This is a genomic window from Streptomyces sp. NPDC058221, from assembly GCF_042882365.1.
Classification (GTDB): domain Bacteria; phylum Actinomycetota; class Actinomycetes; order Streptomycetales; family Streptomycetaceae; genus Streptomyces.
In genome coordinates this window covers 1-23,814 of the sequence record NZ_JBHVWF010000047.1, presented here as the reverse complement: position 1 = coordinate 23,814, position 23,814 = coordinate 1, and the positions used below count along the sequence as shown (strand labels likewise).

Here is a 23,814-nt window from a genome sequence, read left to right as displayed (position 1 = left end):
TGACGCAGTTGTACCGTCATGGGGTGTACCGCTTCCTGTTGACCCGGCAGTGGCTGATCCTCGCCCTCCTCGCCCTCGTCATGATTCCCACGATGATCGAGCTGGGCTTCTGGCAGCTGCACCGGCATGAGCACAAGGTCGCGCAGAACTCCCTGATCTCGCACAACCTCAAGGCGAAGCCGGTCCCGGTCTCCTCGCTCACCTCCCCCGGCCACATCGTGCCGCGCTCGGACTACTGGCGTGCGGTCAAGGCCACCGGGACGTACGACGAGAAGCACGAGGTCGTGGTCCGCCGCAGGACCTCCACCGACGGCAGCATCGGCTTCCACGTGCTGATCCCGTTCGACCTCAAGGGCGGCGGCACGGTCATGATCAACCGCGGCTGGATCCCGACCGCGGACGACCAGCGCGCCTTTCCCCGGGTACCGGCCGTGCCGAAGGGCGAAGTGACCGTCACCGGACGGCTCAAGGCCGACGAGACGACGGGCAGCAGCGGCATCAAGGACCTCTCGGACCTGCCGGACCGCCAGGTGATGCTGATCAACAGCGCCCAGCAGGCCAAGCTGCTCTCCCGGCCGGTGCTCGGCGGCTACCTGGAGCAGACCGGACCCGTCCCGTCCGGCGACACCCCCGAGCTGATCGAGTCGCCCGACGACAGCTCCATCGGCCCGCACATGGCGTACGCCGTGCAGTGGTGGCTGTTCGCCGCCGGTGTCCCGGTCGGCTATGTGGTGCTGGCCCGCCGGGAGAAGCGCGACCTGGTGGCGGCAGCTGCCGAGGCCGCGGCGCAGAGCGATGCGGCCGAGCCCGGGAAGCCCGAACCCGCGAAGGCCTGACGGACGGGCCGGCGCCGTCGCCCGCCGGGGTGACTCGCACCTCACGTCGGACGGCGGCTGCTTAGCGGGGGCCATGTTCGGGAACACGCCAGAACGTGACCCCACGCATCGAGGACTACGCCATCATCGGCGATCTGCAGACCGCCGCCCTCGTCGGAAAAAACGGTTCTGTCGACTGGCTCTGCCTGCCCCGCTTCGACTCGGGCGCCTGCTTCGCAGCTCTGCTCGGCGACGAGGACAACGGCCACTGGCGCATCGCCCCGAAGGGCGCGGACACCTGCACCCGGCGCGCCTACGCGGGTGACTCCCTCGTCCTGGAGACGTTCTGGGAGACCCGCACCGGCACGGTCAAGGTCATCGACTTCATGCCGCAGCGCGACCAGGAACCCGATGTGATGCGGATCGTCGAGGGCGTCAGCGGCACCGTGGACATGACCTCCGTGCTCCGGCTGCGCTTCGACTTCGGCTCCGTCGTGCCATGGATGCGCCGCTCGCAGGGCCACCGGGTGGCGGTCGCGGGGCCCGACTCCGCCTGGCTGCGCAGCGAGCCGCCGGTCAAGACCTGGGGCCAGCAGTTCTCCACCTGCTCCTCGTTCAGCGTCTCCGAGGGGGAAAAGGTGGCGTTCGTGCTGACCTGGCACCCCTCGCACTCACCCCGGCCCGACCTCATCGACCCGTACGAGGCGCTGGAGAACACCCTGTCCGACTGGGCCGAGTGGTCCGCCCGGTGCAAGTACCAGGGGCCCTACCGGGAGGCGGTGATCCGTTCGCTGATCGTCCTGAAGGCGCTGACCTACGCACCGACCGGCGGGATCGTGGCAGCCCCCACCACCTCGCTGCCCGAGGAGATCGGCGGCGTACGGAACTGGGACTACCGCTTCTGCTGGCTGCGGGACTCCACCCTCACCCTCGGAGCGCTGATCTCGGCCGGCTATCTGGAGGAGGCCGAGGCCTGGCGGGACTGGCTGCTGCGCGCCGTCGCCGGGGACCCGGCCGACCTGCAGATCATGTACGGGCTCGCGGGTGAACGCCGGCTGCCCGAGTCGGAGCTGCCGTGGCTGCGCGGCTACGAGAACTCCGCCCCGGTCCGGATCGGCAACGCCGCGGTCCGTCAGCGTCAGCTCGATGTGTACGGGGAGGTCATCGACTCGCTCCGGCTGGCCCGTGACGCGGGCCTGGGCGACAAGCCGCACGCCTGGAACCTCCAGCTCAGCCTGCTCGGCTTCCTGGAGTCCACCTGGCGGGAGCCGGACGAGGGGCTGTGGGAGATCCGCGGACAGCGCCGCCACTTCGTGCACTCGAAGGTGATGGCCTGGGTGGCGGCCGACCGGGCTGTGCGGAGTCTGGAGGAGGACCCGGCGCTGACCGGTGACGCCGACCGGTGGCGGGCGATGCGCGACGCCGTGCACCGGGAGGTCTGTGAGAAGGGGTACGACCCGGTGCGCAACACCTTCACCCAGTCCTACGGGTCACGGGACCTGGACGCGGCGACGCTTCTGATCGCCCGGACCGGGTTCCTGCCGCCGGACGACCCGCGCGTCGTGGGGACCGTGAACGCCGTCCGGGACGAACTGGGCAGCGACGGGCTGGTCCGCCGCTACAGCACCGACGGCACCTCCATCGACGGGCTGCCGGGCGGTGAGGGGGCGTTCCTGGCCTGTTCGTTCTGGCTGGCGGACGCGTTGCGGCTGACCGGACGCACCGAGGAGGCCACCGAACTCTTCGAACGGCTGCTGGCGCTCCGCAACGACGTGGGGCTGCTCGCCGAGGAGTACGACACCGCCGCCGGACGCCAGCTCGGCAACTTCCCGCAGGCGTTCAGCCACATCGGGCTGGTGGGGACGGCCGTCGCCCTGGCCGAGGCGGGAACCCCGCAGGACGTCCCGGAGGACGGGGCGGCAGGATAGGGCCATGGATCTTGGACTGAAGGACCGTGTGTACATCGTCACCGGGGCGACCCGGGGGCTGGGCAACGCCACCGCGCACGCCCTGGCGGCGGACGGCGCGAAGGTGATCGTCACCGGCCGGGACGCGAAGCGTGCCGAGGCGGCGGCAGCGGAACTGGGGCCGGACGCCGTCGGGCTCGCCGCCGACAACGGCGACCCGGCCGCGGCGCAGCGGCTGGTGGACGCCGCGCGCGAGCGGTTCGGCCGGCTCGACGGCATCCTCATCAGTGTCGGTGGCCCGGCGCCCGGCACCGCCGCGGACAACACCGACGAGCAGTGGCAGTCGGCGTTCGAGTCGGTGTTCCTGGGCGCGGTGCGTCTCGCCCGTGCGGCCGCCGAGGTGCTCGGCGAGGGCGGTGTCATCGGGTTCGTGCTCTCCGGCTCCGTCCACGAGCCGATCGCCGGACTGACCATCTCCAACGGTCTGCGCCCCGGCCTGGCCGGATTCGCCAAATCGCTGGCCGACGAGCTCGGCCCCCGGGGCATCCGGGTGGTCGGCGTGCTGCCGGCCCGGATCGACACCGACCGGGTGCGTGAACTGGACGCGCTCTCGGGCGACGCGGAGGCCTCGCGCAGGGCCAACGAGGCCCGCATCCCGCTGCGCCGCTACGGCACCCCGGAGGAGTTCGGCCGGACATCGGCCTTCCTGCTCTCGCCCGCCGCCTCGTACCTGACGGGCATCATGGTCCCGGTCGACGGCGGCTCCCGGCACGGCTTCTGAGCCCGGCCCGGGGACGTAACACCTCCGGCTCGTACGACGCGGGGCGGGCCGGATGCCCCGGCCCGCCCCGCGATCCGTACCGTCCGTCAGTTCACCCGCTCCGCGCGGTGCTTGACCGCCTTCAGCCGTACCTCGGCGGGCAGCCGCTCCAGCCCCGCCGAGTCCCGGGCGTGGGCGAGCGCCTCGTCGGCCAGCCGGCCCACCGCCGCGTCGGGCGCCGCGTGCGGCTCCATCAGCATCCTGATCCTGGCCTGCGGCGTGCTGCGTCTGCCGGTCAGGACGACCTGGGCGCGGGCCACCCCGTCCAGGGCACCCGCCTCCCCGGCGAGCACCCCCTCCAGGGCCCGGCCGCGCAGCAGCGCGCCCTCACCGTCCCCGCTGTCCACCAGCACTTCGGCGAGGCGGGCCCGGCGCAGCTGGGCCAGCAGCCACCACAGCGCGAGCACGACGAGCACGGCCAGAACCGCGATCACCGTCGGCCACCACCAGCCGTCCGCGCGCCAGCGGTACCGGTCGGCCCGGCTGAGCAGTACGTCGTGCTTGCCGTACCAGGGCCACCAGGACGGTACGGAGAGTCCGAGGGCGGCGGCCAGTACTCCGCCGCCCACGCAGACCAGCACCAGTCCGGCGAGGCCCAGCAGTACCCGGTTGACCGTTCTGAGCACGCCGCTCACCCCTTCTTCGCCGGTCGGCGGACATGGACGGACAGGCCCGGCGGCCGGGTCAGTCCGAGTTCCCCGATGCCCGTGGTGAGCACGGTGTCCAGATCGGCCCGTACGTCGTCGAGTTCACGGAAGTGGGAGACGGCCCGCACCTTCGCCTTGCGCCGGCTCATCGCGACCCGGACCGACTGCACTCCGGACACCTCGACGGCCCGGTCGCGCAGCACCATCGCGGCTGCGGTCCGGTCGAGCGCGGCCCGTACGTCCGGGCGGTCGCGACGCATCGGCAGCAGGTCACGGAGGCCGGGGGTGAGCGCGAGGGCGAGCAGCCACAGGCCGATGGCCGCCGCGACCGACGCACCGGTGAGCACCCAGACGTCGTCCAGCGGCCGCCGGGCGAGCTCGTCGGCCAGCGAGCGGCGCCACTGCATCGCGGGGTGGTCGGCGCGGACGGCAGCCACGTCGTAGAGGAGCAGCCCTGCACCGCCGAGGACCACCAGGGCCAGGACGGCCGCCGGGATGCGGCGTGCGGACCAGAAACGGCCGGAGCCGCCCTCGCCCCGTTCCTTGGACGGCACCGGCTCGTACGACGCACCCGAGGCGGACTGGTCGAGTTCGAGCACGTCACCGCCGGCCACCGGCTCGACCGTGGGCAGACGCTGCGTGCTGTGTTCCGGGTTCTGGGGCTCGGTCATCGGATCCTCCCCTGCGCCGCGAGGCTCGCTCCTGAGGGGTGCAGGCGCTCGACCTGTACGGCCACTTCGGGCACCTCCATCCCCGCCAACGCCTTTACCCGCATCGCGACCCGGTGACGCACCGCGCCGCACTGGCGGCCGATGTCACTGGGGTACCCGAGCTCCAGACTCACCCGTACCCGTGCGGTGTCCCGGTGCACGGTGACCGTGGCGCGCGGCGACGCGCCGTCGTCCGCCGGCTCGTCGACGGCCTCCTTGGCCGCCTGCGCGGCAATCTTCGCGACCACCCGGTCGGCGATCCGGGTCTCGCCCCGCTCCGCGGCGGCGACCCGGCCGCTCGCCCCCGACACGGCCGTCACCGCCGTCGGTCGCCGCGATCGCGACTCCGGAAGAAGTCGCCGGGCTCAAGATCACCGTCGAGGAAGCGACCGGCGATGAAGCCGATCGCCCCCAGGGCGGCCACCAGCAGAAAGGCACCGAACCCGCCGAAATATCCGGCGAATCCGAGCGCCATGCCCGCCACCATGCCGACCACAGCCATGCTCATCTGCGCTCCTCAACTACCTCGGACGGAGAACTACTGGAGTCGTGGCTCGGGCTGGTCCTCGTCGTCGTCCTCGTCGGGCAGCTTCACATCGCTCACCGCGATGTTGACCTCGACGACTTCGAGACCCGTCATCCGTTCGACCGCCGCGACCACGTTTTCGCGTACATCACGGGCGACATCGGCGATCGACACGCCGTAGTCGACGACGATCTCCAGGTCGAGGGCGGTCTGCGACTCGCCGACCTCGGCCTTCACACCACGGGTGACGGACTTGCCGCCACCGGGCACCCGGTCGCGCACCGCGCCGAAGGTGCGCGAGAGGCCGCTGCCCATCGCGTGCACACCGACCACGTCGCGGGCCGCCATGCCGGCGATCTTCTCCACCACGCCATCGGCGATCGTCGTACGGCCGCGGGTGGCGGGGTCCCCACCGCCGCGCTTGGTCAGTGGCGCATTCCTGCCGTCGCCACCCGTCGCGTCCGTGTCGGGGTTCTCGGGCCGGTTCCGCTGTGGGGTCTCGGTCATCGCCGTTCTTCCCTTCGGGGGGCAGGGCTGGACTTCATTGCCCACATTAGGTGCGCTTGCCCCGACTCGCGCCGTGGATGCGGCAGGCTGGGGTGATGACGACGGCTGACAGCCCGCACAGGGCCGACGGATGGACGGCTGCGGTTCGGCAACGACTCGGCCTGGGGCGGCTACTCCCTCTGGGTGGTCCGGCGGACGGGGCCTGGATCTCGGAACGGGCCGCGGCCGCTGTGCTGCGCGGGGCGGTGCGCGGTCCCGGGCCGGGGCCGGTGCTCGGGGAACTGAGGATCGCGGTGGCGGATCCGGCGGCGGCGCCCGATCCCCAGGTGCCGTCCCCGCCGAGCGCGCTGCCGCCGGGCCCGTTGCGGATCGAGGCGACCATGGCGGCGACGGCGGACCAGCCGCTGCCCATCGCCGCTGCGGCACTCCGCTCGGCACTGCTGGCTGCGGCCTCGCGGCTCGGCCTGGTGGTCGCCGAGGTGGACCTCCGGGTCACGGAGCTGCTCGACACCGCGCCGGAGGAGGCGGACCAGGCACCCGACGGAGTGCGTGCGGCGGAACCTGAGGACACGGCGGGCCGCGCGGCAGCCGGGGTGGCCGGTGTCGCCACGCTGACCCGGGTACTGGGCGCGGCGGTGCACACGGGTGCGGACCACGTACGCGTCGAACTGGCGACGGAGGGCGACCACCGCGCCCTCGACGTGGCACGCGCGGTACGGGCCGCGGTGGCGGACGCGGTGGACGGGCACCCACCGGTCGCGGTGCTGGTCACGGCGGTGACGGCAGCAACGGGAGAATCGGCACAGCCGGGTGCGCCCGGCACGCCTGAGGGCTGAAGCCGGGCGCGGCGGTGCGGCCGGAGGCGGTGCGCCTCCGGCCGGGTGGCACGTCAGTCGAGCATGCCCGCCAGGTCACGCAGCCGACGGCCCTGTGCGGCCCGTTCAGCGGTGCGCTGGTCCTCGTACGTCCGCGAGACGGCGCCGGCCAGCAGGGCCTTGGTCTCGACGAGGGCGTCGCGCGGTGCGGCCAGCAGGGCGCCGGCCAGGTCGCGGGCGGCTCCGTCGAGCTCATCGGCGGGTACCACCAGATTGGCCAGTCCGGTGCGCTCGGCCTCGGCCGCGTGCACGAAGCGGCCGGTGGCACAGATTTCGAGCGCGCGTGCGTACCCCACCAGGTGCACCAGGGGGTGCGTTCCAGTGAGGTCGGGCACCAGCCCGAGGCTGGTCTCGCGCATGGCGAACTGCACGTCCTCGGCGACGATCCGCAGATCGCAGGCGAGGGCGAGCTGGAAGCCCGCGCCGATGGCGTGCCCCTGGACAGCCGCGATCGACACGATGTCGTTGCGGCGCCACCAGGTGAACGCCTCCTGGTACTCGGCGATGACAGCGTCGAGCTCGGCCTCGGGGCCACGCCCCATGTCGAGGAACGACGGCTCGCCGTCGAACCCCTCCGGGGTGAACGCCTGCCGGTCGAGACCCGCGGAGAAGGACACACCCTCGCCCCGCAGAACGACAACCCGCACGCTGCCGGGCAGGGCCCGTCCGGCCTCTGTCAACGCCCGCCACAGAGCGGGGGACTGAGCGTTGCGCTTGGCCGGATTGGTGAGGGTCACCGTGGCAATCGCGTCATCGACGGTGAGTCGTACGCCGTCCTTGTCGAGCACGGAGTCGTGCGAGGTCATGGAGTGCCTCCGGATCGGGTGCAGTCAGCACATGAAGCTAAGTGACTGAACAGTAACCACCCGGTCGACCGCACGGCCGACCGGGTGGCCACCACCGAAACCGGTGGAACCCCGGAGCAGGTACGGCGACCTGCTCCGATCCGCCGACGCCTGTCAGGCCGCCGCGGCCTTCTTGCCTCGTGTCGCGCCGCCGCGTCCTCGCAGCGTCACTCCGGACTCGCTGAGCATCCGGTGGACGAATCCGTAGGAGCGGCCGGTTTCCTCGGCCAACGCCCGGATGCTCGCACCGGAGTCGTACTTCTTCTTCAGGTCTGCCGCGAGCTTGTCGCGCGCGGCGCCGGTTACCCGGCTGCCCTTCTTCAGAGTCTCGGCCACCCGTGCCTCCTCGTGGGAAGTGCGCTCTGGACTCTCATGATCACCCCTCCAGAGCTTCCTGGCCACCCATTCGGCAAGGTCAGTGCAACCGGATTCGCGCCCCGGGAGTGCGCCGGGCCGACCGGAATCCCGCATTCCATGGGGGCTGTGGAGACCTGCGGGAAACGACTCCGAAAGAACGTCCAGGTCAGGGCCACAAGGGGATTGCGGGCCGAAATGAGTGCGCCCGGCAGGTATCTGCCGGGCGCCGCGCCGAGGTACGAGACGTACTCACGCAGATGATGGATCACGTGTAGGCCGAATGATCCAGTGCGAGTGGATCAGCGGGCGACGGCGCCCTCGGCCCGGCCGCCGCGTGGGCGGCAGGCGGTACCGGCTCAGGCCAGCGAGACCAGATCCCGGTAGTCCGCACCCCACAGGTCCTCGACGCCGTCCGGCAGCAGGATGATCCGCTCGGGCTGGAGCGCCTCGACCGCGCCCTCGTCGTGTGTGACGAGGACGACCGCGCCCTTGTACGTGCGCAGCGCGCCGAGGATCTCCTCGCGGCTGGCCGGGTCGAGGTTGTTGGTGGGCTCGTCGAGCAGGAGCACGTTGGCGGAGGAGACCACCAGTGTCGCCAGGGCGAGCCGGGTCTTCTCCCCGCCGGAGAGCACTCCGGCGGGCTTGTCCACATCGTCCCCGGAGAAGAGGAACGAGCCGAGCGTCTTGCGGACGGCGACGAGGTCGAGGTCCGGCGCGGCGGATCGCATGTTCTCCAGGACGGAGCGGTCCGGGTCGAGGGTCTCGTGCTCCTGGGCGTAGTAGCCGAGCTTGAGCCCGTGGCCCTCGATGATGTCGCCGGTGTCCGGCTTCTCCGCGCCGCCGAGCAGCCGGAGCAGGGTGGTCTTGCCCGCGCCGTTGAGGCCGAGGATGACGACCCGGGAGCCCTTGTCGATGGCCAGGTCGACATCGGTGAAGATCTCCAGCGACCCGTAGGACTTGGAGAGGCCCTCCGCCATCAGCGGGGTCTTGCCGCACGGCGAAGGGTCCGGGAAGCGCAGCTTGGCGACCTTGTCGGAGACCCGTACGGCTTCCAGGCCGGAGAGCAGCCGGTCGGCACGCTTGGCCATGTTCTGCGCGGCCACGGTCTTGGTGGCCTTGGCGCGCATCTTGTCGGCCTGGGCGTTGAGGGTGGCGGCCTTCTTCTCGGCGTTCTGGCGCTCGCGCTTGCGGCGCTTCTCGTCGGCCTCGCGCTGCTGCTGGTAGAGCTTCCAGCCCATGTTGTAGACGTCGATCTGCGAGCGGTTGGCGTCCAGGTAGAAGACCTTGTTGACGACGGTCTGGACCAGCTCCTCGTCGTGGGAGATCACGACGAAGCCGCCGCGGTAGCTCCTGAGGTAGTCGCGCAACCAGACGATGGAGTCGGCGTCGAGGTGGTTGGTGGGCTCGTCGAGGAGCAGGGTGTCGGCGTCCGAGAAGAGGATCCTGGCCAGCTCGACACGGCGGCGCTGACCGCCGGAGAGCGTGTGGAGCGGCTGGCCGAGCACCCGGTCGGGCAGGCTGAGGGCCGCGGCGATGGTGGCGGCCTCGGCTTCGGCGGCGTATCCCCCCTTGGTGAGGAACTCCGTCTCCAGGCGCTCGTACTTCTTCATCGCCTTCTCGCGGGTGGCGCCCTTGCCGTTCGCCATCCGCTCCTCGTTCTCGCGCATCTTGCGGAGGGTCTCGTCGAGGCCGCGGGCCGAGAGGACGCGGTCGCGGGCGAGCACGTCGAGATCGCCGGTACGCGGGTCCTGCGGGAGATAGCCGACCTCGCCGGAGCGGGTGATGGTGCCGCCGGCGGGGGTGCCCTCGCCGGCGAGGCACTTGGTGAGGGTGGTCTTGCCCGCGCCGTTGCGGCCGACGAGGCCGATGCGGTCGCCCTTGGCGATGCGGAAGGAAGCGGATTCGATGAGCATGCGGGCGCCGGCGCGCAGCTCGATGCCGGAAGCGGTGATCACGGGGAAAACTCCAGGGCGGAATGGACAGCGGAGGAACGGCTAGCGATTCACGACTCGACGCCGCTACTCACGCACACGCACAAGGAGGGTTGCCATGAGGACCAGTCTACTGGCGGTGTCCAACCACTTTTCCGCGTGCTCCCACCGCAGTTGCCGAAAGCTCGCTCAGCGCCCGTGATCAGCTCCACCGCGTGGGCAAAAAGGGGCATAGCGGTGTGACTTATTCGATACTCGGTCAAGGCCTGTCCGATCAGCCGGACAGATCCCTGGGCCGATCGGCAGCCGCGGGCGAGCAGAGGGTGGTGCCATGCAGTTCGACGACGACGCCGATCTGGACACGTCCGAGGTCCGGGATGTCCGCGGCAGCCGCATCCCGGGCGGCAAGGCCACCGTGGGCGGTGGTATCGCGGGGGTGATCGCACTGATCCTGGGGCTTCTCTTCGGCGTCGGCCCCGACCAGCTCGGCCTCTCCTCGGGCGACTCGGGCACGACCGCCACCGCGTCCTCGGCCGCCCAGGTCGAGCAGGACTGCCGGACCGGCCGGGACGCCAACAGCAAGGACGACTGCCGGATCGTCGCAGTGGTCAACAGCGTGCAGGACTACTGGAAGCAGGAGTTCACCCGGCGCGACGCGACGTACGGCAACGCCCGCACGGTCCTGTTCACCGACCGGATCAGCACCGCCTGCGGCTCGGCGACTTCGGCCGTGGGGCCGTTCTACTGCCCCGGGGACCGGCAGGTCTATCTGGACCTGGGCTTCTTCGACGAGCTGCGGACCAAGTTCGGATCGAGCGGCGGGCCGTTCGCCCAGGCGTACGTCGTCGCGCACGAGTACGGGCACCACGTGCAGAACCAGATGGGGACGCTGGGCCGGGCACAGGACGGGCAGACCGGCGAGAACAGCAACGCGGTGAAGGTGGAGCTGCAGGCGGACTGCTACGCAGGGGTCTGGGCGCACCACGCGACGACCACACCGGACGAGTCGACAGGACGGCCGCTGGTCACCGAGCTGACCCGGGCCGACATCCGGGACGGGCTGGACGCGGCCGCGTCGGTCGGGGACGACCGGATCCAGGAGAAGTTCCAGGGCCGGGTCACCCCGGAGTCCTGGACGCACGGTTCGGCGGCGCAGCGGCAGCAGTGGTTCACCACCGGCTTCCACAGCGGTGACATGGCCGACTGCAACACCTTCGGCTGACGTGTGACCTGGGAGAACACCTCCGGGCCCGGCGCCCGGCAGGGCATTGTCAGTGCCCGGTGGAAGACTGAGACACGGATCACATGCGAGTCAGGTACCAGCGCCCGGGCGACACAGGAAGGGGTGAGTGCGATGGCAGGCACCGCAGGCGTCCCGTCGGTCTACCCGACGGTCCTCTACGACGACGCGAAGGCCGCGATCAAGACGCTGACGGAGGGTCTCGGCTTCACCGAGGAAGCGGTGTACGAGGGCGAGAACGGCACGGTGCTGCATGCGGAGCTGTCCTGCGGGAACGGCAGGGTGATGCTGGGCTCCAAGGGCCGTGAGGGGATCTTCGCCAAGGCGATGCGGGGATCCGGTCCGGCCGGCGTCTACGTGGTGGTCGACGAGATCGACGCACACCATGCGCGGGCGGTGGAGTACGGGGTGGAGATCCTGATGCCGCCCACCGACCAGGACTACGGCTCGCGGGACTACATGGCGCGGGACGCGGAGGGCAATGTCTGGAGCTTCGGGACGTACGCCCCGGGGTCGGCGGGCTAAGGGCTGTCGGATCACGCCAGGCTCACGGGGCCTGGTCCGGTCCGGCCGGCCGTGGGTCTCCCCGGCGGCCGGCCGGACGATTCAGGCTCCGCCCGTGTGCACCTGGAACGCCGCCTTGCGGACCGCTTTGGCGAGCGCGGGGTCGGGGTGCGCCGCGGCCAGTGCCACCAGGACCTGGACGGTGCGCGGATGGCCGACGGCCCGTACCTCGTCGAGGAGGGCCGGGACGGTGCCCTGTACGGCCGAGTCGAGGTGGCGGACCAGCAGCCCCGTCTCACCGTGGTCGGCCACGGCCGCCGCGGTGTCGACCCAGAGCCAGGTGGCCTCCTCGCGGCTGAGCACCTCCTGGGCGTCCTCGGGGTCGGCCCCGTCGTACTCGGCGAGCCAGAGCAGCGCGTAGGGCCGCAGCGACGGGTCGGCGACGACGGAGCGCACCTCGGGCTCGGCGGGTGCGCCGACGACTCGGAGAGCCTCGAAGGCGAGCCCGCGCAGCAGCGCGTCCTCGCCCCGGGCCACTGCGAGGAGTTCGGCCACGGCGCTGCCGACGGGGCGGGCGGCCAGCCAGGCCCGGTATTCGGCACGGGCAGGGCCTGGAGTGAGCCGGGCGCAGCCGAGGAGCATGTCGGCGGCTGCCTGCTCGATGTTCCCGGCGGGGCTCTGGGCGGCGACGCAGATCTGTTCCAGCTTGACCCAGACCGCCCAGTTGCCGAGCGGGGTGAGGGTGGCGTGCCCGGAGCCGAGGGTGAGCGCCCCGACCGCGGCCAGTCCTTCCAGGGCCCAGTCCAGCAGCAGAGCGACCAGCGCCTCGGGGTGGGCGGCGGGGGCGGGCAGCGGCTGCGGCCCGTACGGGACCTCGCAGCGCTCCTCGTGGAGTTCGGCGACGCGCTGGCCGAGCAGGTCGAGCAGAGCGGGCACGGTGACCGGGCCCGCCGAGAGCTGGAGGAGGGAGAGCACCTGGGGCACGGCCTCGACGGCCTCGGCGACCGCGGTGGACTCGATGTCCTGCGGCGCCGGGTGGACGAGCGACCAGGCGTCGAAGAGCGCCACCCAGCCACGGAGCACGGCGGAGTCGTCGCGGTCCCAGGCGCGCAGCCGCCAGCCGGGGCGTGCGGTCTCTCCGTGCAGTTCGACGAGACCGGCGAGCCGGGCCCGGTCCCAGCCGGAACGCACCTGGTCCGGGGACAGTTGCAGCTCGGAAGCGGCCCGTTCCAGTGCCTGGGCGGCCAGCGGCGGCGTGCCCGGGCGGGAGCCGCCGGCCGCCCACCGGGCGATCCGCACGGCGTCGGCGAGGGCCGTCCTGGCCTGCCGGGCCAGCTCCGCCCGGGGCGGGGTGCCCTCGGGCGGGCGGGGAGCCGGCCTGGTGCGCCGGGTGATCACAGCCTTGCGAGCGGTGGCGAGGGGTCGCGGGCGGACAAGTCGCAGCCTGGAGTCGCGCGGGGTACGGGACGTCACGGGAGCAGTCTTGCCTCTGACAGCCCGAAAGCCCAAACGGAACCCGGATCACCGGTACTCCGGGGCGTCCGCACCGTCCGGAGCAACCGGCCGAAGCGGCACATCAGGTCACATCAGGGGCGTGAGGAAGCGTCGCAGCGTCTCTTCGTAGTGGTCCGGGCCGGCGTTCCACATCGCCGCATGCGGAGCCTGGGCCACCTCGTGCAGCGCGACCAGGTCGGGGCGGCGGGCCGCGAGCCTGCGGGAGGGCAGCCAGGGGGCCAGGGTGTCGTCGGGCCCGTGGAAGATCAGCGTCGGGACGTGCAGGGTGCGGGGCAGCGAGGTGTCCAGGAGCCGGGCGCCGTGCAGTCCGGTCTGCCCCTGGGCCGCGCGGACGGCGAGGGGCAGCAGGGCGGAGGGCACCCCGCGGGCGGAGGACAGGGCGCGCAGGGTGGCGGCCCAGTCGAGCACCGGGGAGTCGAGGACGAGGCCGCAGATCCGGTCCCTGAGCGCGGAGTTGGCCGAGGCGTGCAGGGCCATGGAGGCGCCGGTGGACCAGCCGTGCAGCACGACCTTCTCGGCGCCGTAGCGCACGGCGAAGCGGATGGCCGCGTCCAGGTCGCGCCATTCGGACTCGCCGAGGTGGCTGAGGCCGTCCGGGGAGCGCGGGGCTCCGGCGTCGCCGCGGTAGGCGAGGTCGAGCACCGGCAGCTGCTGCTGGTTCAGGAAGCCCATGACGTTCAGCGGGTGTTCCCGGGTGGTGCCGATGCCGTGCACGGTGATGACCCAGGTGTCGCGGGCGCCGGGCACGAACCAGGCGGGCAGTGCGCCGAGTTCGCCGGGGATCTCGACGTCGCGGTGACCGAGGCCGAGGGCCGTGGCGGGGTCGCCGCTGTACAGCTCGGGCGTGAGACGGACCTTCGCCCCGGGCAGCAGGGTGCCGCGGTTGACGCGCACCAGCCGGCGCACCACGGTGTCGGCCGCCTGGTGGGCCTGGTCGATGACCGGGCCCACGACGGCGTGGACGCCGTCCCCGGTCAGCCCGTAGGTACCGGGCCTGAGCGCGGCGAAGGACCGGGTCAGGGTGACCTGCCCGGCCGCCGTCGCGTGCACGGTGAGTCTGCGGTCGGCGGGGAAGGGGCGGCCGGGCGGCGCCCCGAGGGCGACGTCGCTGGCGTACCGGCCGGCCGCGACCGCTGCCGCACCGGCGCCGAGGATGGAGGTGACGACTGCTGCCGTCGCTGTAGCCGGGCGCACGGCTTCAGTGTCAGGGCCGCGCCCCCGCTCGGCCAGTGGGCGGGGGCCGTCCGGTGGCGGTCGCGCGCACGGCGGGCTCAGCCCGGCTGTCCGTAGCCCTTCAGCGCTTGCCCGACGTCGCTCAGCTGGTCCGGGGTGAGCAGGGCCGGGGAGCGGCCGGGGACGGCGCTGGCGGCGAGCCAGAGGCGGCACAGCCACTCGAGCTGGGCGGTGCGGTCGTACGCCTCGTCGAGGGTGGAGCCGTAGGTGACGGTCCCGTGGTTGGCGAGCAGGCAGCCGGTGCGGTCCCGCAGGGCAGCGAGCATGTTCCCGGCCAGGGCGTCGCTCCCGTACCGGGCATAGGCGGCGACCCGGACGGGGCCGCCGAGCAGGGCGGCCGCGTAGTGGATCGGCGGCACCTCGGGGACCAGCGTGGAGACGGCTGTGGCGTGCACCGCGTGGGTGTGCACCACGGCGTTCGCGCCGGTGTTCCGGTAGACGGCGAGGTGGAGCGGCAGTTCGCTGGTGGGGGCCAGTTCGCCGAGGACCCGGTTGCCCTCCAGATCGACACCGACCGCATCCTCGGGGCGGAGCCGGTCGTACGGCACACCGCTCGGGGTGACCAGGACGGTCGCGCCGACCCGGGCCGACACATTGCCCGAGGTCCCGACGACCAGACCCTCGCTCGCCGTCCTGCGGGCGGTGGAGACGACCGCGCCCCAGGCCTGTTCGATGTCCCGGGCGTACTCGATGTCCTGGATCTGTTCGATGTCCCGGGCCCGTTCGACCGGTCCGCGTCGCTGCTCGCTCATACGAAGATCCTTTCCACTGATGAGCAGCCCATGATTCCGCCTCCCCGAGAGGTCGTCCCGGCCCCGGAATCCGGGCCCGCACCGCCCTCCGCTCGCTCGGCGTTGTCACGCGCCGGTCAAACGGAGCGGCGGCACTCCGATCGGAGTCACCGCAACGCCCTTCTCAGTTCATCTTCCGTTCACTCAGGTTGCCTACGTTCCACGTGCCACTGCCGTCGAACGATTGCCTGGGTAAATGGAACACATCACGCTGCTGCTCGCGATTGTGATCGTGACAGCTCTAGTGTTCGATTTCACGAACGGTTTCCACGACACCGCCAACGCGATGGCCACCACCATCTCGACCGGCGCACTCAAACCCAAGACAGCGGTGGCGATGTCCGCCGTTCTCAACCTCGTAGGCGCGTTCCTGTCGGTGGAGGTCGCCAAGACGATCTCCGGCGGGATCATCAATGAGAACGGCCTCAGAACCGAGGTCATCTTCGCGGCGCTCGTCGGCGCCATCCTGTGGAACCTGCTGACCTGGCTGGTCGGGCTCCCCTCCAGCTCCTCCCACGCCCTCTTCGGCGGTCTGATCGGGGCCGCGGTGATGTCCGCCGGCTGGTCGTCCGTCGACGGCGGCACCGTCGTCACCAAGGTGCTGCTCCCCGCGGTCGCCGCCCCCATCGTCGCCGGACTGGCCGCGCTGCTGGCCACCAGGCTGACGTACCGGATCGGCGGGAAGGTCACGGGCGGCGCCCAGGAGAAGGCGACCGCCAAGGGCTACCGCGCCGGACAGATCGCCTCCGCCGGGCTGGTCTCCCTCGCCCACGGCACCAACGACGCGCAGAAGACGATGGGCATCATCACGCTGGCCCTGGTCACCGGCGGAGTCCTCTCCCCCGGTTCGAACCCGCCCGTCTGGGTCATCATCAGCGCCGGTATGGCCATCGCGCTCGGCACCTACCTGGGCGGCTGGCGCATCATCCGCACCATGGGCAGCGGTCTCACCGAGCTCAAGCCGCCGCAGGGCTTCGCCGCCCAGACCAGTGCGGCCACGGTCATCCTGGCCTCCTCGCACCTCGGCTTCTCCCTCTCCACCACCCAGTCCTGCTCCGGCGCGGTGATGGGCGCCGGTCTCGGCCGCCGGGGCGGTGTGGTCCGCTGGTCCACCGCCACCCGGATGTTCGTCGCCTGGGGTCTGACGCTGCCGGCCGCCGGTCTGGTCGGCGCGGGGGCGGAGTACCTCACCAAGCAGGGCACCTGGGGTGTCGTGCTCGTCGCCGTACTGCTGATCGCGGGCTCCGGAGCGATCTGGATCCTGTCCCGCCGCAAGCCGGTCGGCCAGGACGATGTCGCACCCGGCGCCCAGGACGGCGCTCCGGCCACCCCGGACGCCGAACCCGCGGGCGTCGTCACCACCGCCATCGCGGCCGTCAGCCCGCCGCCCACCGCGGCCCAGGCACAGCAGGACTTCAAGACCACGATCCCGGCCCCGTCCGTAGCCGACCCGGCACGACCTGCCACGGTGTAAGGAAGATCCCGCATGAACATCGACTGGGCAGCCCTCGGCACCGTCTTCGGCGTCTCCCTCGTCGCCACCGTCGCCCTGGTGGGTCTCTTCACCCTCGGCATCGTCGGCCTCTCCAGGCAGCCCGAACCGGCCGCACAGGACGGCCGGGCCGGCGGGTCCCTGATGCTGGCCCGCGCGGGCGCGTACGTCTGCTTCGGGCTGTGCGCGGCGGCGGTCGCGTACGGCATCTATCTGATCGTCGCCTGAACCGCGGCCTCCGACCGATCCATCACATCGGGCCGGACGCACCTCGTGTGCGTCCGGCCCGATGTGCGTCTCAGCACACTGCACCGCCGCAGGTCAACGGCAGGTTGACGGGCGTTCGCAGAGCGTGGTGGACTGCCGGAGCCAATTACGGCGACAGCAGAGGAAGCCGGTGCGAATCCGGCGCGGTCCCGCCACTGTCACCGGGGAGCAGTCCCCCACCAACGGAAGTCACGGTCCACGCAAGCGGACTGGAAGGCCGGGGGAACTGCGGATCCGGGAGCCAGGAGACTCTCGTCGCCGGTCACGTCGAACCAGGGCGCGGACCCTGAGTGAGGACATATCGCCATGCCCGGCCGCCGTGCGTCCGTATCTGTGCCGCCCCTTCCAGAAGTCCTCTGTACGAAGGTCCTTCGAGGCGCAACGGCCGGCTGAACCGTGCGTGCCGATCGCATCTTCGCGTACGGCGCCACGGCCGGTCTGATCGGCGATCTGCTGCTCGGTGATCCCCGCCGGGGACATCCGGTCGCCGCTTTCGGGCGGGCCGCGGCAGGCGTCGAACGCCGTCTGTGGCGCGACCACCGCGGGTGGGGCGCGCTGCACACCCTGGTCTGCGCCGGAGGCGCCGCGGGTGGCGCGGCGCTGGCCGCCCGCGCGCTGCGCCGCCGACCCGCCGCATCCGTCGCCCTGACCGCCGCCGCCACCTGGTCCGTCGTCGGCGGTACGTCGCTGGGGCGCGAGGCCCGCTCCATCGGCGGCGCCCTCGCGGCCGGGGACATCGACCTGGCCCGTGAGCGGCTGCCCCGTCTCTGCGGCCGCGACCCGCAGTCCCTGGACGGGCCGGGGATCGCCCGCGCCGTGGTGGAGTCCGTCGCCGAGAACACCTCGGACGCCGTGGTGGGCGCCCTGGTGTGGGGTGCGATGGGCGGGGTCCCCGGGCTCGTCGGCTTCCGCGCCGCCAACACCCTCGACGCGATGGTCGGTCACCGGTCACCCCGCTATCTGCGCTACGGATGGGCCTCGGCCCGCCTGGACGACGTCGCGGGCTGGCCGGGCGCACGGCTGACGGCTCTGCTCGCCGTCGCCGCCGGCGGGCGGCCCCTCGGCGCACTGCGGGCCTGGCGGGCGGACGCGGCCAAGCACCCGAGCCCCAACGCCGGTCCGGTGGAGGCCTCCTTCGCGGGCGCGCTCGGCGTACGGCTCGGCGGCACCCTCGCCTACGGCGGCCGCGTCGAGCACCGCCCGGTGCTCAACGGGGAGACGGGCCGGGCCGTGGAGACCGAGGACATCGAGCGTGCCGTACGGCTCTCGCGGCGCGTCGGCGTGCTGGCCCTCGGCGTGAGCGTGGCCGCCCGCCTGGGCACGGCCGTCGCCGCACGCCGGATCGCGGGAGCCCGCACCACCGGGCGGCGTGCGAAAGGACTCCGTACCGCAGGAACTCGTACCGCGGGACCTCGCACGGCACAGCCCCGTACCGCAGGGCCTCGTGCCTCAGGACGGAGAGCGCCATGAGCGGCGGACTGCTGGTCGCCGGGACCACATCGGACGCGGGCAAGAGCGTCGTCACAGCGGGCATCTGCCGCTGGCTGGTGCGCCGGGGCGTGAAGGTCGCACCGTTCAAGGCACAGAACATGTCCCTGAACTCGTTCGTCACCCGCGAGGGCGCCGAGATCGGCCGCGCCCAGGCCATGCAGGCCCAGGCCGCCCGGGTGGAGCCCACCGCGCTGATGAACCCGGTGCTGCTCAAGCCCGGCAGCGACCGTTCCAGCCAGGTCGTCCTGATGGGGCGTCCGGTGGGCGAGATGAGTGCGCGCGGCTACCACGGCGGCCGGCAGGAAACGCTGCTGTCCACCGTCGTGGACTGCCTGGAGCAGCTTCGGGGCACGTATGACGCGGTGATCTGCGAGGGGGCGGGCAGTCCGGCCGAGATCAACCTTCGGCGCACGGACATCGTGAACATGGGCATCGCACGGGCGGCACGCTTCCCGGTGGTGGTCGTCGGCGACATCGACCGCGGCGGGGTCTTCGCCTCGTTCTTCGGCACGACCGCACTGCTCGCCGCCGAGGACCAGGCGCTGATCGCCGGCTACCTGGTCAACAAGTTCCGCGGCGACGTGTCCCTGCTGGAACCCGGCCTTGACATGCTGCTCGGTCTCACCGGACGGCCGACGTACGGCGTACTGCCGTACGCCCACGGTCTCGGCATCGACGAGGAGGACGGCCTGCGGGTGTCGATGCGCGGCACCGTACGGGAGTCGGTCCTCGCCCCGCCGCACGGCGAGGACATCCTGCGCGTCGCCGTCTGCGCCGTGCCCCTGATGTCCAACTTCACCGACGTGGACGCGCTGGCCGCCGAACCGGGCGTCGTCGTGCGGTTCGTGGACCGCGCCGAGGAACTGCACGACGCCGACCTCGTCATCGTGCCCGGCACCCGCGGCACCGTGAAGGCGCTCGCCTGGCTGCGCGAGCGCGGGCTCGCCGACGCCCTGCTGCGACGCGCCGACGAGGGGCGCCCCGTCCTCGGCATCTGCGGCGGCTACCAGATCCTCGGCGAACACATCGAGGACGAGGTGGAGTCGCGCGCCGGGCACGTCGACGGACTCGGACTGCTGCCCGTACGCATCCGGTTCGACCGCGAGAAGACCCTCGCCCGGCCGGCCGGTGAGGCGCTCGGCGCCCCCGTCGACGGGTACGAGATCCACCACGGCGTCGCCGATGTGCGCGGCGGCGAGCCGTTCCTCACCGACGGGCAGGGGCAGCCGCTCGACGGCTGCCGGTCCGGCGCCGTGTGGGGCACCCACTGGCACGGCTCGCTGGAGAGCGACGTCTTCCGCCGGCGCTTCCTGACCGAGATCGCGCACACCGCCGGCCGCCGCTTCGTGGCCGCCCCCGACACCTGCTTCGCCGAGCTGCGCGAGGAACAACTCGACCGGCTCGGCGACCTCATCGAAGAACACGCGGACACCGATGCGCTGTGGCGACTCATCGAGTCGGGCGCACCGGCAGGCCTTCCCTTCATCGCCCCCGGAGCACCTGGAGCACTCGCATGAACGCCCCGCCGACCGCCCCGCCGAGCCCCGTGCTGCTGTTGTCGACCGCCGATACCGACCTCCTCGCCGCCCGCGCCTCGGGCGCACCCTTCCGGATCGGCAACCCGACCCGTATCGACGTCCAGGAGGAACTGCCCGCGCTGATCGAGGGATCCGCCGTCGCCGTCGTCCGTCTGCTGGGCGGCAAGCGCGCCTGGGAGGACGGACTCGCGGCGCTCAAGGCGTCCGGCATCCCGACCGTGCTGCTCGGCGGTGAGGCGGTGCCGGACGCGGAGCTGATGGCCGAGTCCTCCGCACCGGCCGGTGTGGTCGCCGAGGCGCTGCGCTACCTGGTGGAGGGCGGTCCGGGCAACCTCGTGGAGCTGGCCCGCTTCCTCTCCGACACCGTCCTGCTGACCGGGCACGGCTTCGCCGAACCGCAGAAGATGCCCGAGTGGGGGGTGCACGGCGACCGGAAGTTCATCGAGGGCCGGCCGACCGTCGGGGTGCTCTTCTACCGGGCGCACCAGCTCTCCGGGAACACCTCGTTCGTCGATGTCCTGTGCGACGCCGTCGAGGCGCGCGGCGCGAACGCGCTTGCCGTGTACTGCGGTTCGCTGCGCGGCGCGGACCCCGCCCTGTACGAGCTGCTCGGCCGGACCGACGCGCTGGTCGCCACGGTCCTTGCGGCCGGCGGCACCCGCGCGTCGGACGCCTCGGCCGGGGGCGACGACGAGGCCTGGGACATCGGCGCGCTCGCCGATCTGAACGTGCCGGTGCTCCAGGGGCTGTGCCTGACGTCCTCGCGCGCCGCCTGGGACGCGTCGGACGCGGCGCTCTCCCCCATGGACGCCGCCATGCAGGTCGCCATCCCCGAGTTCGACGGGCGGCTGATCACCGTCCCGTTCTCCTTCAAGGAGCAGGGACCCGACGACGTACCGGTGTACCGGGCCGACCCCGAACGGGCCGCCCGCGTCGCCGGGATCGCCGTGCGGCACGCCGCGCTGAAGCACAAGACCAACGCCGAGAAGAAGCTCGCCCTCGTCTTCACCGCCTACCCCACCAAGCACTCCCGCGTCGGCAACGCGGTCGGCCTGGACACGCCCGCCTCCGCGGTCCGCGTCCTGGACGCGCTGCGCGATGCCGGTTACGGCGTCGAGGGGCACCCGGACAACGGTGACGAGCTCATCCACCGCCTGATCAACGCCGGTGGCCACGACGTGGAGTGGCTCACCGAGGAGCAGCTCGCGGCGGCACCCGCGCGGGTGCCACTGGCCGATTACCAGGCGTGGTTCGCGAAGCTGGACCCGGCGATGCGGGACTCCATGCTGGAGCACTGGGGCGAGCCGCCGGGCCAGTTGTACCTGGACGGCGACGACATCGTGCTCGCCTCGCTCCAGTTCGGGAACGTGGTGGTGCTCATCCAGCCGCCGCGCGGATTCGGCGAGAACCCGATCGCGATCTACCACGACCCGGACATGCCGCCCTCGCACCACTACCTGGCCACCTACCGCTGGCTGGAAAACACATTCGGTGCGGACGCCGTCGTCCACATGGGCAAGCACGGCACGATGGAGTGGCTGCCCGGCAAGGGCCTCGGCCTGTCCGCCGGCTGCGGCCCGGACGCGGTGCTCGGCGAACTCCCGCTGATCTACCCGTTCATCGTCAACGACCCGGGCGAGGGCACCCAGGCCAAACGCCGCGGCCACGCCACGGTGGTGGACCACCTCGTCCCGCCGATGGCCCGCGCCGACACCTACGGCGATCTGGCGAAACTGGAGCAGCTGCTCGACGAATACGCGCTGGTCAGCGATCTGGACCCGACCAAGGCTCCCTCGGTGCGGGCGCAGATCTGGACACTGGTCAAGGCCGCGGAGCTGCACCACGACCTGCATGTGGACGAGCAGCCCGACGACGGCGAATTCGACTCGTTCGTCATGCACATCGACGGCTACCTCTGTGAGATCAAGGACGTCCAGATCCGCGACGGTCTGCACATCCTCGGCGGCGGCCCGGTCGACGAGGCCCGGGTCAACCTGGTGCTCGCGGTGCTGCGCGCCTCGCAGGTGTGGGGCGGTACGGCGAACGCGCTGCCGGGCCTGCGGGCGGCCATCGCCGAGCACTTCGGGCTCAGCGAGAAGGAGCTGCTCGGCAAGCCGGGCGCGGCCGTGAAGGTGCCCGCCGAGCTCAGCGAGCTGGTGGACGGTCCGGCGCGGACGGGCGCGGACGCGATCGATCTGCTGGAGCAGCTGTGCCGCCGCCTCGCGGAGGGCATGGAGGCGCGCGGCTGGGACGTGACTGCCGCGGCCGGTCTGGTCGGGGAGGTGCTGGGCCTCGAACTCCCGGACGCCGTCGCCGTCCTGGGCTTCGCCTGCGAGGAGGTCGTCCCCCGGCTGGCCCGTACGACGGACGAGATCGATCACATCCTGCTGGCGCTGGACGGCGGCTTCGTACCGGCCGGTCCCTCGGGCTCGCCCACGCGCGGGCTCGTCAACGTGCTGCCGACCGGGCGCAACTTCTACTCCGTGGACCCGAAGGCGATCCCGTCCCGGCTGTCGTGGGAGGTCGGCCAGTCCCTCGCCGACTCGCTGATCGCCCGGTACCTCGCCGACACGGGCGACTACCCGAAGTCGGTCGGCCTGACCGTGTGGGGCACCTCCGCCATGCGCACCCAGGGCGACGACATCGCGGAGATCCTGGCGCTGCTCGGCTGCCGCCCGGTGTGGGACGACGCCTCGCGCCGGGTGACCGGCTTCGAGGTGGTGCCGGTGAGCGAGCTGGGCCGGCCGCGCATCGATGTGACGGTCCGTATCTCCGGCTTCTTCCGGGACGCGTTCCCGCACGTGGTGGGGCTGATCGACGACGCGGTACGGGCGGTGGCGGAGCTGGACGAGCCGGCCGACGCCAACTACGTACGGGCGCACGCCGACGAGGACACGGCGGAGCACGGCGACCGCCGCCGGGCCACGGCACGCATCTTCGGCTCGAAACCCGGCGCGTACGGGGCGGGGCTGCTGCCGCTGATCGACGCGCGCAACTGGCGGTCGGACGCGGACCTGGCCGAGGTGTACGCGGTCTGGGGCGGTTACGCGTACGGGCGCGGGCTCGAAGGCCGGGCGGCGCGCGGCGACATGGAGACGGCGTTCCGGCGGATCGCGGTGGCGGCGAAGAACGTGGACACGAGAGAGCACGACCTCGTCGATGCCGACGACTACTTCCAGTACCACGGCGGCATGGTCGCCATGGTGCGGCATCTGACCGGTGAGTCGCCCGAGGCGTACGTGGGGGATTCGGCCACGCCGGATCAGGTGAAGACGCGGACGCTGGGCGAGGAGACCCACCGCGTCTTCCGCGCGCGGGTCGTGAACCCGCGCTGGATGGCGGCCATGCGGCGCCACGGGTACAAGGGCGCCTTCGAGATGGCGGCGACCGTGGACTACCTGTTCGGGTACGACGCGACTGCGGGGGTGGTCGACGACTGGATGTACGAGCGGCTGTCGGCGGAGTACGTCTTCGACCCGGAGAACCGGGACTTCATGAAGAAGTCCAACCCGTGGGCGCTGCGCGGGATTTCGGAGCGGTTGCTGGAGGCGGCGGAGCGGGGGCTCTGGGCGGAGCCGGACGCGGAGACGCTGGAGCGGTTGCGGGCGACGTATCTGGAGCTCGAAGGGGAACTGGAGGGGGACGAGTGAGCGGGGTGCGCGTGGTGGGCGTGGCGCCTGCGGCGGGCCTTCTCCCCTGGCCCGTCCCCAAGCTCTCAACTTCGTTCGAGCAGGGGAGACCCCACTCCTCCCGTAACCGGGGGGGGGGGGGGGCGCCGGCCCCCCCCCCGCCCCCCCCCCGGC

General features: G+C 72.1%; 22 protein-coding genes and 1 riboswitch. Of the genes, 11 read left to right on the top strand and 11 right to left on the bottom strand.

From position 1 onward, the window contains the following. Positions 1 to 23 precede the first annotated feature (23 nt). The 3 genes from ACFVW8_RS17245 (at position 24) to ACFVW8_RS17235 (ending at position 3,503) form a co-directional block, all read left to right on the top strand. Positions 24 to 836 carry an SURF1 family protein gene (locus ACFVW8_RS17245; protein WP_389690758.1) on the top strand — a complete coding sequence of 271 codons (813 nt, stop codon included), beginning with the start codon at positions 24 to 26 and terminating at the stop codon, positions 834 to 836. Between the two features lie 95 nt (positions 837 to 931). Continuing rightward, positions 932 to 2,743: a glycoside hydrolase family 15 protein gene (locus ACFVW8_RS17240; RefSeq protein WP_389690701.1), complete on the top strand. Its 1,812-nt coding sequence runs from the start codon at positions 932 to 934 to the stop codon at positions 2,741 to 2,743. A 4-nt stretch (positions 2,744 to 2,747) separates the two neighbouring features. After that, positions 2,748 to 3,503, top strand: coding sequence for an SDR family oxidoreductase (locus ACFVW8_RS17235; protein ID WP_389690699.1), 756 nt, complete (start codon positions 2,748 to 2,750; stop codon positions 3,501 to 3,503). Between the two features lie 86 nt (positions 3,504 to 3,589). On the opposite strand, the gene amaP is transcribed toward ACFVW8_RS17235, so the two are convergent. The 5 genes from amaP to ACFVW8_RS17210 are packed head-to-tail and all read right to left on the bottom strand — an operon-like array spanning position 3,590 to position 5,932. After that, positions 3,590 to 4,177 carry an alkaline shock response membrane anchor protein AmaP gene (gene amaP / locus ACFVW8_RS17230; RefSeq protein WP_389690697.1) on the bottom strand — a complete coding sequence of 196 codons (588 nt, stop codon included), beginning with the start codon at positions 4,175 to 4,177 and terminating at the stop codon, positions 3,590 to 3,592. Further along, positions 4,174 to 4,860, bottom strand: a complete 687-nt coding sequence (locus ACFVW8_RS17225) for a DUF6286 domain-containing protein (RefSeq protein WP_389690695.1) — start codon at positions 4,858 to 4,860, stop codon at positions 4,174 to 4,176. Before ACFVW8_RS17225 ends, amaP begins: the two co-directional genes overlap by 4 nt. Next, positions 4,857 to 5,219: a hypothetical protein gene (locus ACFVW8_RS17220; protein ID WP_389690693.1), complete on the bottom strand. Its 363-nt coding sequence runs from the start codon at positions 5,217 to 5,219 to the stop codon at positions 4,857 to 4,859. The genes ACFVW8_RS17225 and ACFVW8_RS17220 overlap by 4 nt, the downstream gene beginning before the upstream one ends. Then, entirely contained in the window at positions 5,216 to 5,407 is a 192-nt protein-coding gene (locus ACFVW8_RS17215; protein ID WP_136330255.1) for a hypothetical protein, read from the bottom strand. The genes ACFVW8_RS17220 and ACFVW8_RS17215 overlap by 4 nt, the downstream gene beginning before the upstream one ends. A gap of 30 nt (positions 5,408 to 5,437) precedes the next feature. Next, positions 5,438 to 5,932, bottom strand: a complete 495-nt coding sequence (locus ACFVW8_RS17210; RefSeq protein WP_389690691.1) for an Asp23/Gls24 family envelope stress response protein — start codon at positions 5,930 to 5,932, stop codon at positions 5,438 to 5,440. Between the two features lie 95 nt (positions 5,933 to 6,027). On the opposite strand from ACFVW8_RS17210, the gene ACFVW8_RS17205 reads away from it, so the two are divergent. Continuing rightward, positions 6,028 to 6,768: a hypothetical protein gene (locus tag ACFVW8_RS17205; RefSeq protein WP_389690689.1), complete on the top strand. Its 741-nt coding sequence runs from the start codon at positions 6,028 to 6,030 to the stop codon at positions 6,766 to 6,768. Between the two features lie 53 nt (positions 6,769 to 6,821). On the opposite strand, the gene ACFVW8_RS17200 is transcribed toward ACFVW8_RS17205, so the two are convergent. The 3 genes from ACFVW8_RS17200 to ACFVW8_RS17190 form a co-directional block, all read right to left on the bottom strand. Further along, positions 6,822 to 7,613: an enoyl-CoA hydratase/isomerase family protein gene (locus ACFVW8_RS17200; protein ID WP_389690687.1), complete on the bottom strand. Its 792-nt coding sequence runs from the start codon at positions 7,611 to 7,613 to the stop codon at positions 6,822 to 6,824. A 153-nt stretch (positions 7,614 to 7,766) separates the two neighbouring features. Then, positions 7,767 to 7,988 carry a helix-turn-helix domain-containing protein gene (locus ACFVW8_RS17195; RefSeq protein WP_007263382.1) on the bottom strand — a complete coding sequence of 74 codons (222 nt, stop codon included), beginning with the start codon at positions 7,986 to 7,988 and terminating at the stop codon, positions 7,767 to 7,769. A 377-nt stretch (positions 7,989 to 8,365) separates the two neighbouring features. Next, positions 8,366 to 9,964, bottom strand: coding sequence for an ABC-F family ATP-binding cassette domain-containing protein (locus ACFVW8_RS17190; protein WP_389690685.1), 1,599 nt, complete (start codon positions 9,962 to 9,964; stop codon positions 8,366 to 8,368). Positions 9,965 to 10,271: 307 nt separating this feature from the next. Between ACFVW8_RS17190 and ACFVW8_RS17185 the strand changes: the two genes are divergently transcribed. After that, on the top strand, positions 10,272 to 11,162 hold the full coding sequence (locus ACFVW8_RS17185) for a neutral zinc metallopeptidase (RefSeq protein WP_389690683.1): 891 nt from the start codon (positions 10,272 to 10,274) through the stop codon (positions 11,160 to 11,162). A 132-nt stretch (positions 11,163 to 11,294) separates the two neighbouring features. Next, on the top strand, positions 11,295 to 11,705 hold the full coding sequence (locus tag ACFVW8_RS17180) for a VOC family protein (RefSeq protein ID WP_389690681.1): 411 nt from the start codon (positions 11,295 to 11,297) through the stop codon (positions 11,703 to 11,705). An 81-nt stretch (positions 11,706 to 11,786) separates the two neighbouring features. On the opposite strand, the gene ACFVW8_RS17175 is transcribed toward ACFVW8_RS17180, so the two are convergent. The 3 genes from ACFVW8_RS17175 to ACFVW8_RS17165 form a co-directional block, all read right to left on the bottom strand. Then, complete coding sequence (locus tag ACFVW8_RS17175) at positions 11,787 to 13,082, bottom strand: hypothetical protein (RefSeq protein WP_389690756.1); 1,296 nt, start codon at positions 13,080 to 13,082, stop codon at positions 11,787 to 11,789. A gap of 183 nt (positions 13,083 to 13,265) precedes the next feature. Further along, positions 13,266 to 14,393, bottom strand: coding sequence for an alpha/beta hydrolase (locus ACFVW8_RS17170; RefSeq protein ID WP_389690679.1), 1,128 nt, complete (start codon positions 14,391 to 14,393; stop codon positions 13,266 to 13,268). Positions 14,394 to 14,470: 77 nt separating this feature from the next. Next, entirely contained in the window at positions 14,471 to 15,184 is a 714-nt protein-coding gene (locus ACFVW8_RS17165; protein ID WP_389690677.1) for a class II aldolase/adducin family protein, read from the bottom strand. Positions 15,185 to 15,419: 235 nt separating this feature from the next. On the opposite strand from ACFVW8_RS17165, the gene ACFVW8_RS17160 reads away from it, so the two are divergent. The 5 genes from ACFVW8_RS17160 to cobN all read left to right on the top strand — a co-directional run bounded on the left by ACFVW8_RS17160 (position 15,420) and on the right by cobN (position 23,661). Further along, complete coding sequence (locus ACFVW8_RS17160) at positions 15,420 to 16,697, top strand: inorganic phosphate transporter (protein ID WP_389690675.1); 1,278 nt, start codon at positions 15,420 to 15,422, stop codon at positions 16,695 to 16,697. 12 nt (positions 16,698 to 16,709) lie between these two features. Continuing rightward, entirely contained in the window at positions 16,710 to 16,943 is a 234-nt protein-coding gene (locus tag ACFVW8_RS17155) for a hypothetical protein (protein WP_389690673.1), read from the top strand. A 158-nt stretch (positions 16,944 to 17,101) separates the two neighbouring features. Further along, a riboswitch (cobalamin riboswitch) is annotated at positions 17,102 to 17,234 on the top strand. Between the two features lie 144 nt (positions 17,235 to 17,378). After that, on the top strand, positions 17,379 to 18,452 hold the full coding sequence (locus tag ACFVW8_RS17150) for a cobalamin biosynthesis protein (RefSeq protein ID WP_389690671.1): 1,074 nt from the start codon (positions 17,379 to 17,381) through the stop codon (positions 18,450 to 18,452). Continuing rightward, positions 18,449 to 19,990, top strand: a complete 1,542-nt coding sequence (locus ACFVW8_RS17145; protein WP_389690669.1) for a cobyric acid synthase — start codon at positions 18,449 to 18,451, stop codon at positions 19,988 to 19,990. Before ACFVW8_RS17150 ends, ACFVW8_RS17145 begins: the two co-directional genes overlap by 4 nt. Then, positions 19,987 to 23,661, top strand: a complete 3,675-nt coding sequence (cobN, locus tag ACFVW8_RS17140) for a cobaltochelatase subunit CobN (RefSeq protein ID WP_389690667.1) — start codon at positions 19,987 to 19,989, stop codon at positions 23,659 to 23,661. Before ACFVW8_RS17145 ends, cobN begins: the two co-directional genes overlap by 4 nt. Positions 23,662 to 23,814 lie beyond the last annotated feature (153 nt).

Bases quoted from the DNA above. Each gene is read 5' to 3' on its own strand.
- ACFVW8_RS17200 (WP_389690687.1), bottom strand. From the start codon at position 7,613: ATGACCTCGCACGACTCCGTGCTCGACAAGGACGGCGTACGACTCACC.
- cobN (WP_389690667.1), top strand. From the start codon at position 19,987: ATGAACGCCCCGCCGACCGCCCCGCCGAGCCCCGTGCTGCTGTTGTCG.
- ACFVW8_RS17145 (WP_389690669.1), top strand. From the start codon at position 18,449: ATGAGCGGCGGACTGCTGGTCGCCGGGACCACATCGGACGCGGGCAAG.
- ACFVW8_RS17165 (WP_389690677.1), bottom strand. From the start codon at position 15,184: ATGAGCGAGCAGCGACGCGGACCGGTCGAACGGGCCCGGGACATCGAA.
- ACFVW8_RS17225 (WP_389690695.1), bottom strand. From the start codon at position 4,860: ATGACCGAGCCCCAGAACCCGGAACACAGCACGCAGCGTCTGCCCACG.
- ACFVW8_RS17185 (WP_389690683.1), top strand. From the start codon at position 10,272: ATGCAGTTCGACGACGACGCCGATCTGGACACGTCCGAGGTCCGGGAT.
- ACFVW8_RS17235 (WP_389690699.1), top strand. From the start codon at position 2,748: ATGGATCTTGGACTGAAGGACCGTGTGTACATCGTCACCGGGGCGACC.
- ACFVW8_RS17155 (WP_389690673.1), top strand. From the start codon at position 16,710: ATGAACATCGACTGGGCAGCCCTCGGCACCGTCTTCGGCGTCTCCCTC.
- ACFVW8_RS17180 (WP_389690681.1), top strand. From the start codon at position 11,295: ATGGCAGGCACCGCAGGCGTCCCGTCGGTCTACCCGACGGTCCTCTAC.
- ACFVW8_RS17160 (WP_389690675.1), top strand. From the start codon at position 15,420: ATGGAACACATCACGCTGCTGCTCGCGATTGTGATCGTGACAGCTCTA.
- ACFVW8_RS17215 (WP_136330255.1), bottom strand. From the start codon at position 5,407: ATGAGCATGGCTGTGGTCGGCATGGTGGCGGGCATGGCGCTCGGATTC.
- ACFVW8_RS17205 (WP_389690689.1), top strand. From the start codon at position 6,028: ATGACGACGGCTGACAGCCCGCACAGGGCCGACGGATGGACGGCTGCG.
- ACFVW8_RS17210 (WP_389690691.1), bottom strand. From the start codon at position 5,932: ATGACCGAGACCCCACAGCGGAACCGGCCCGAGAACCCCGACACGGAC.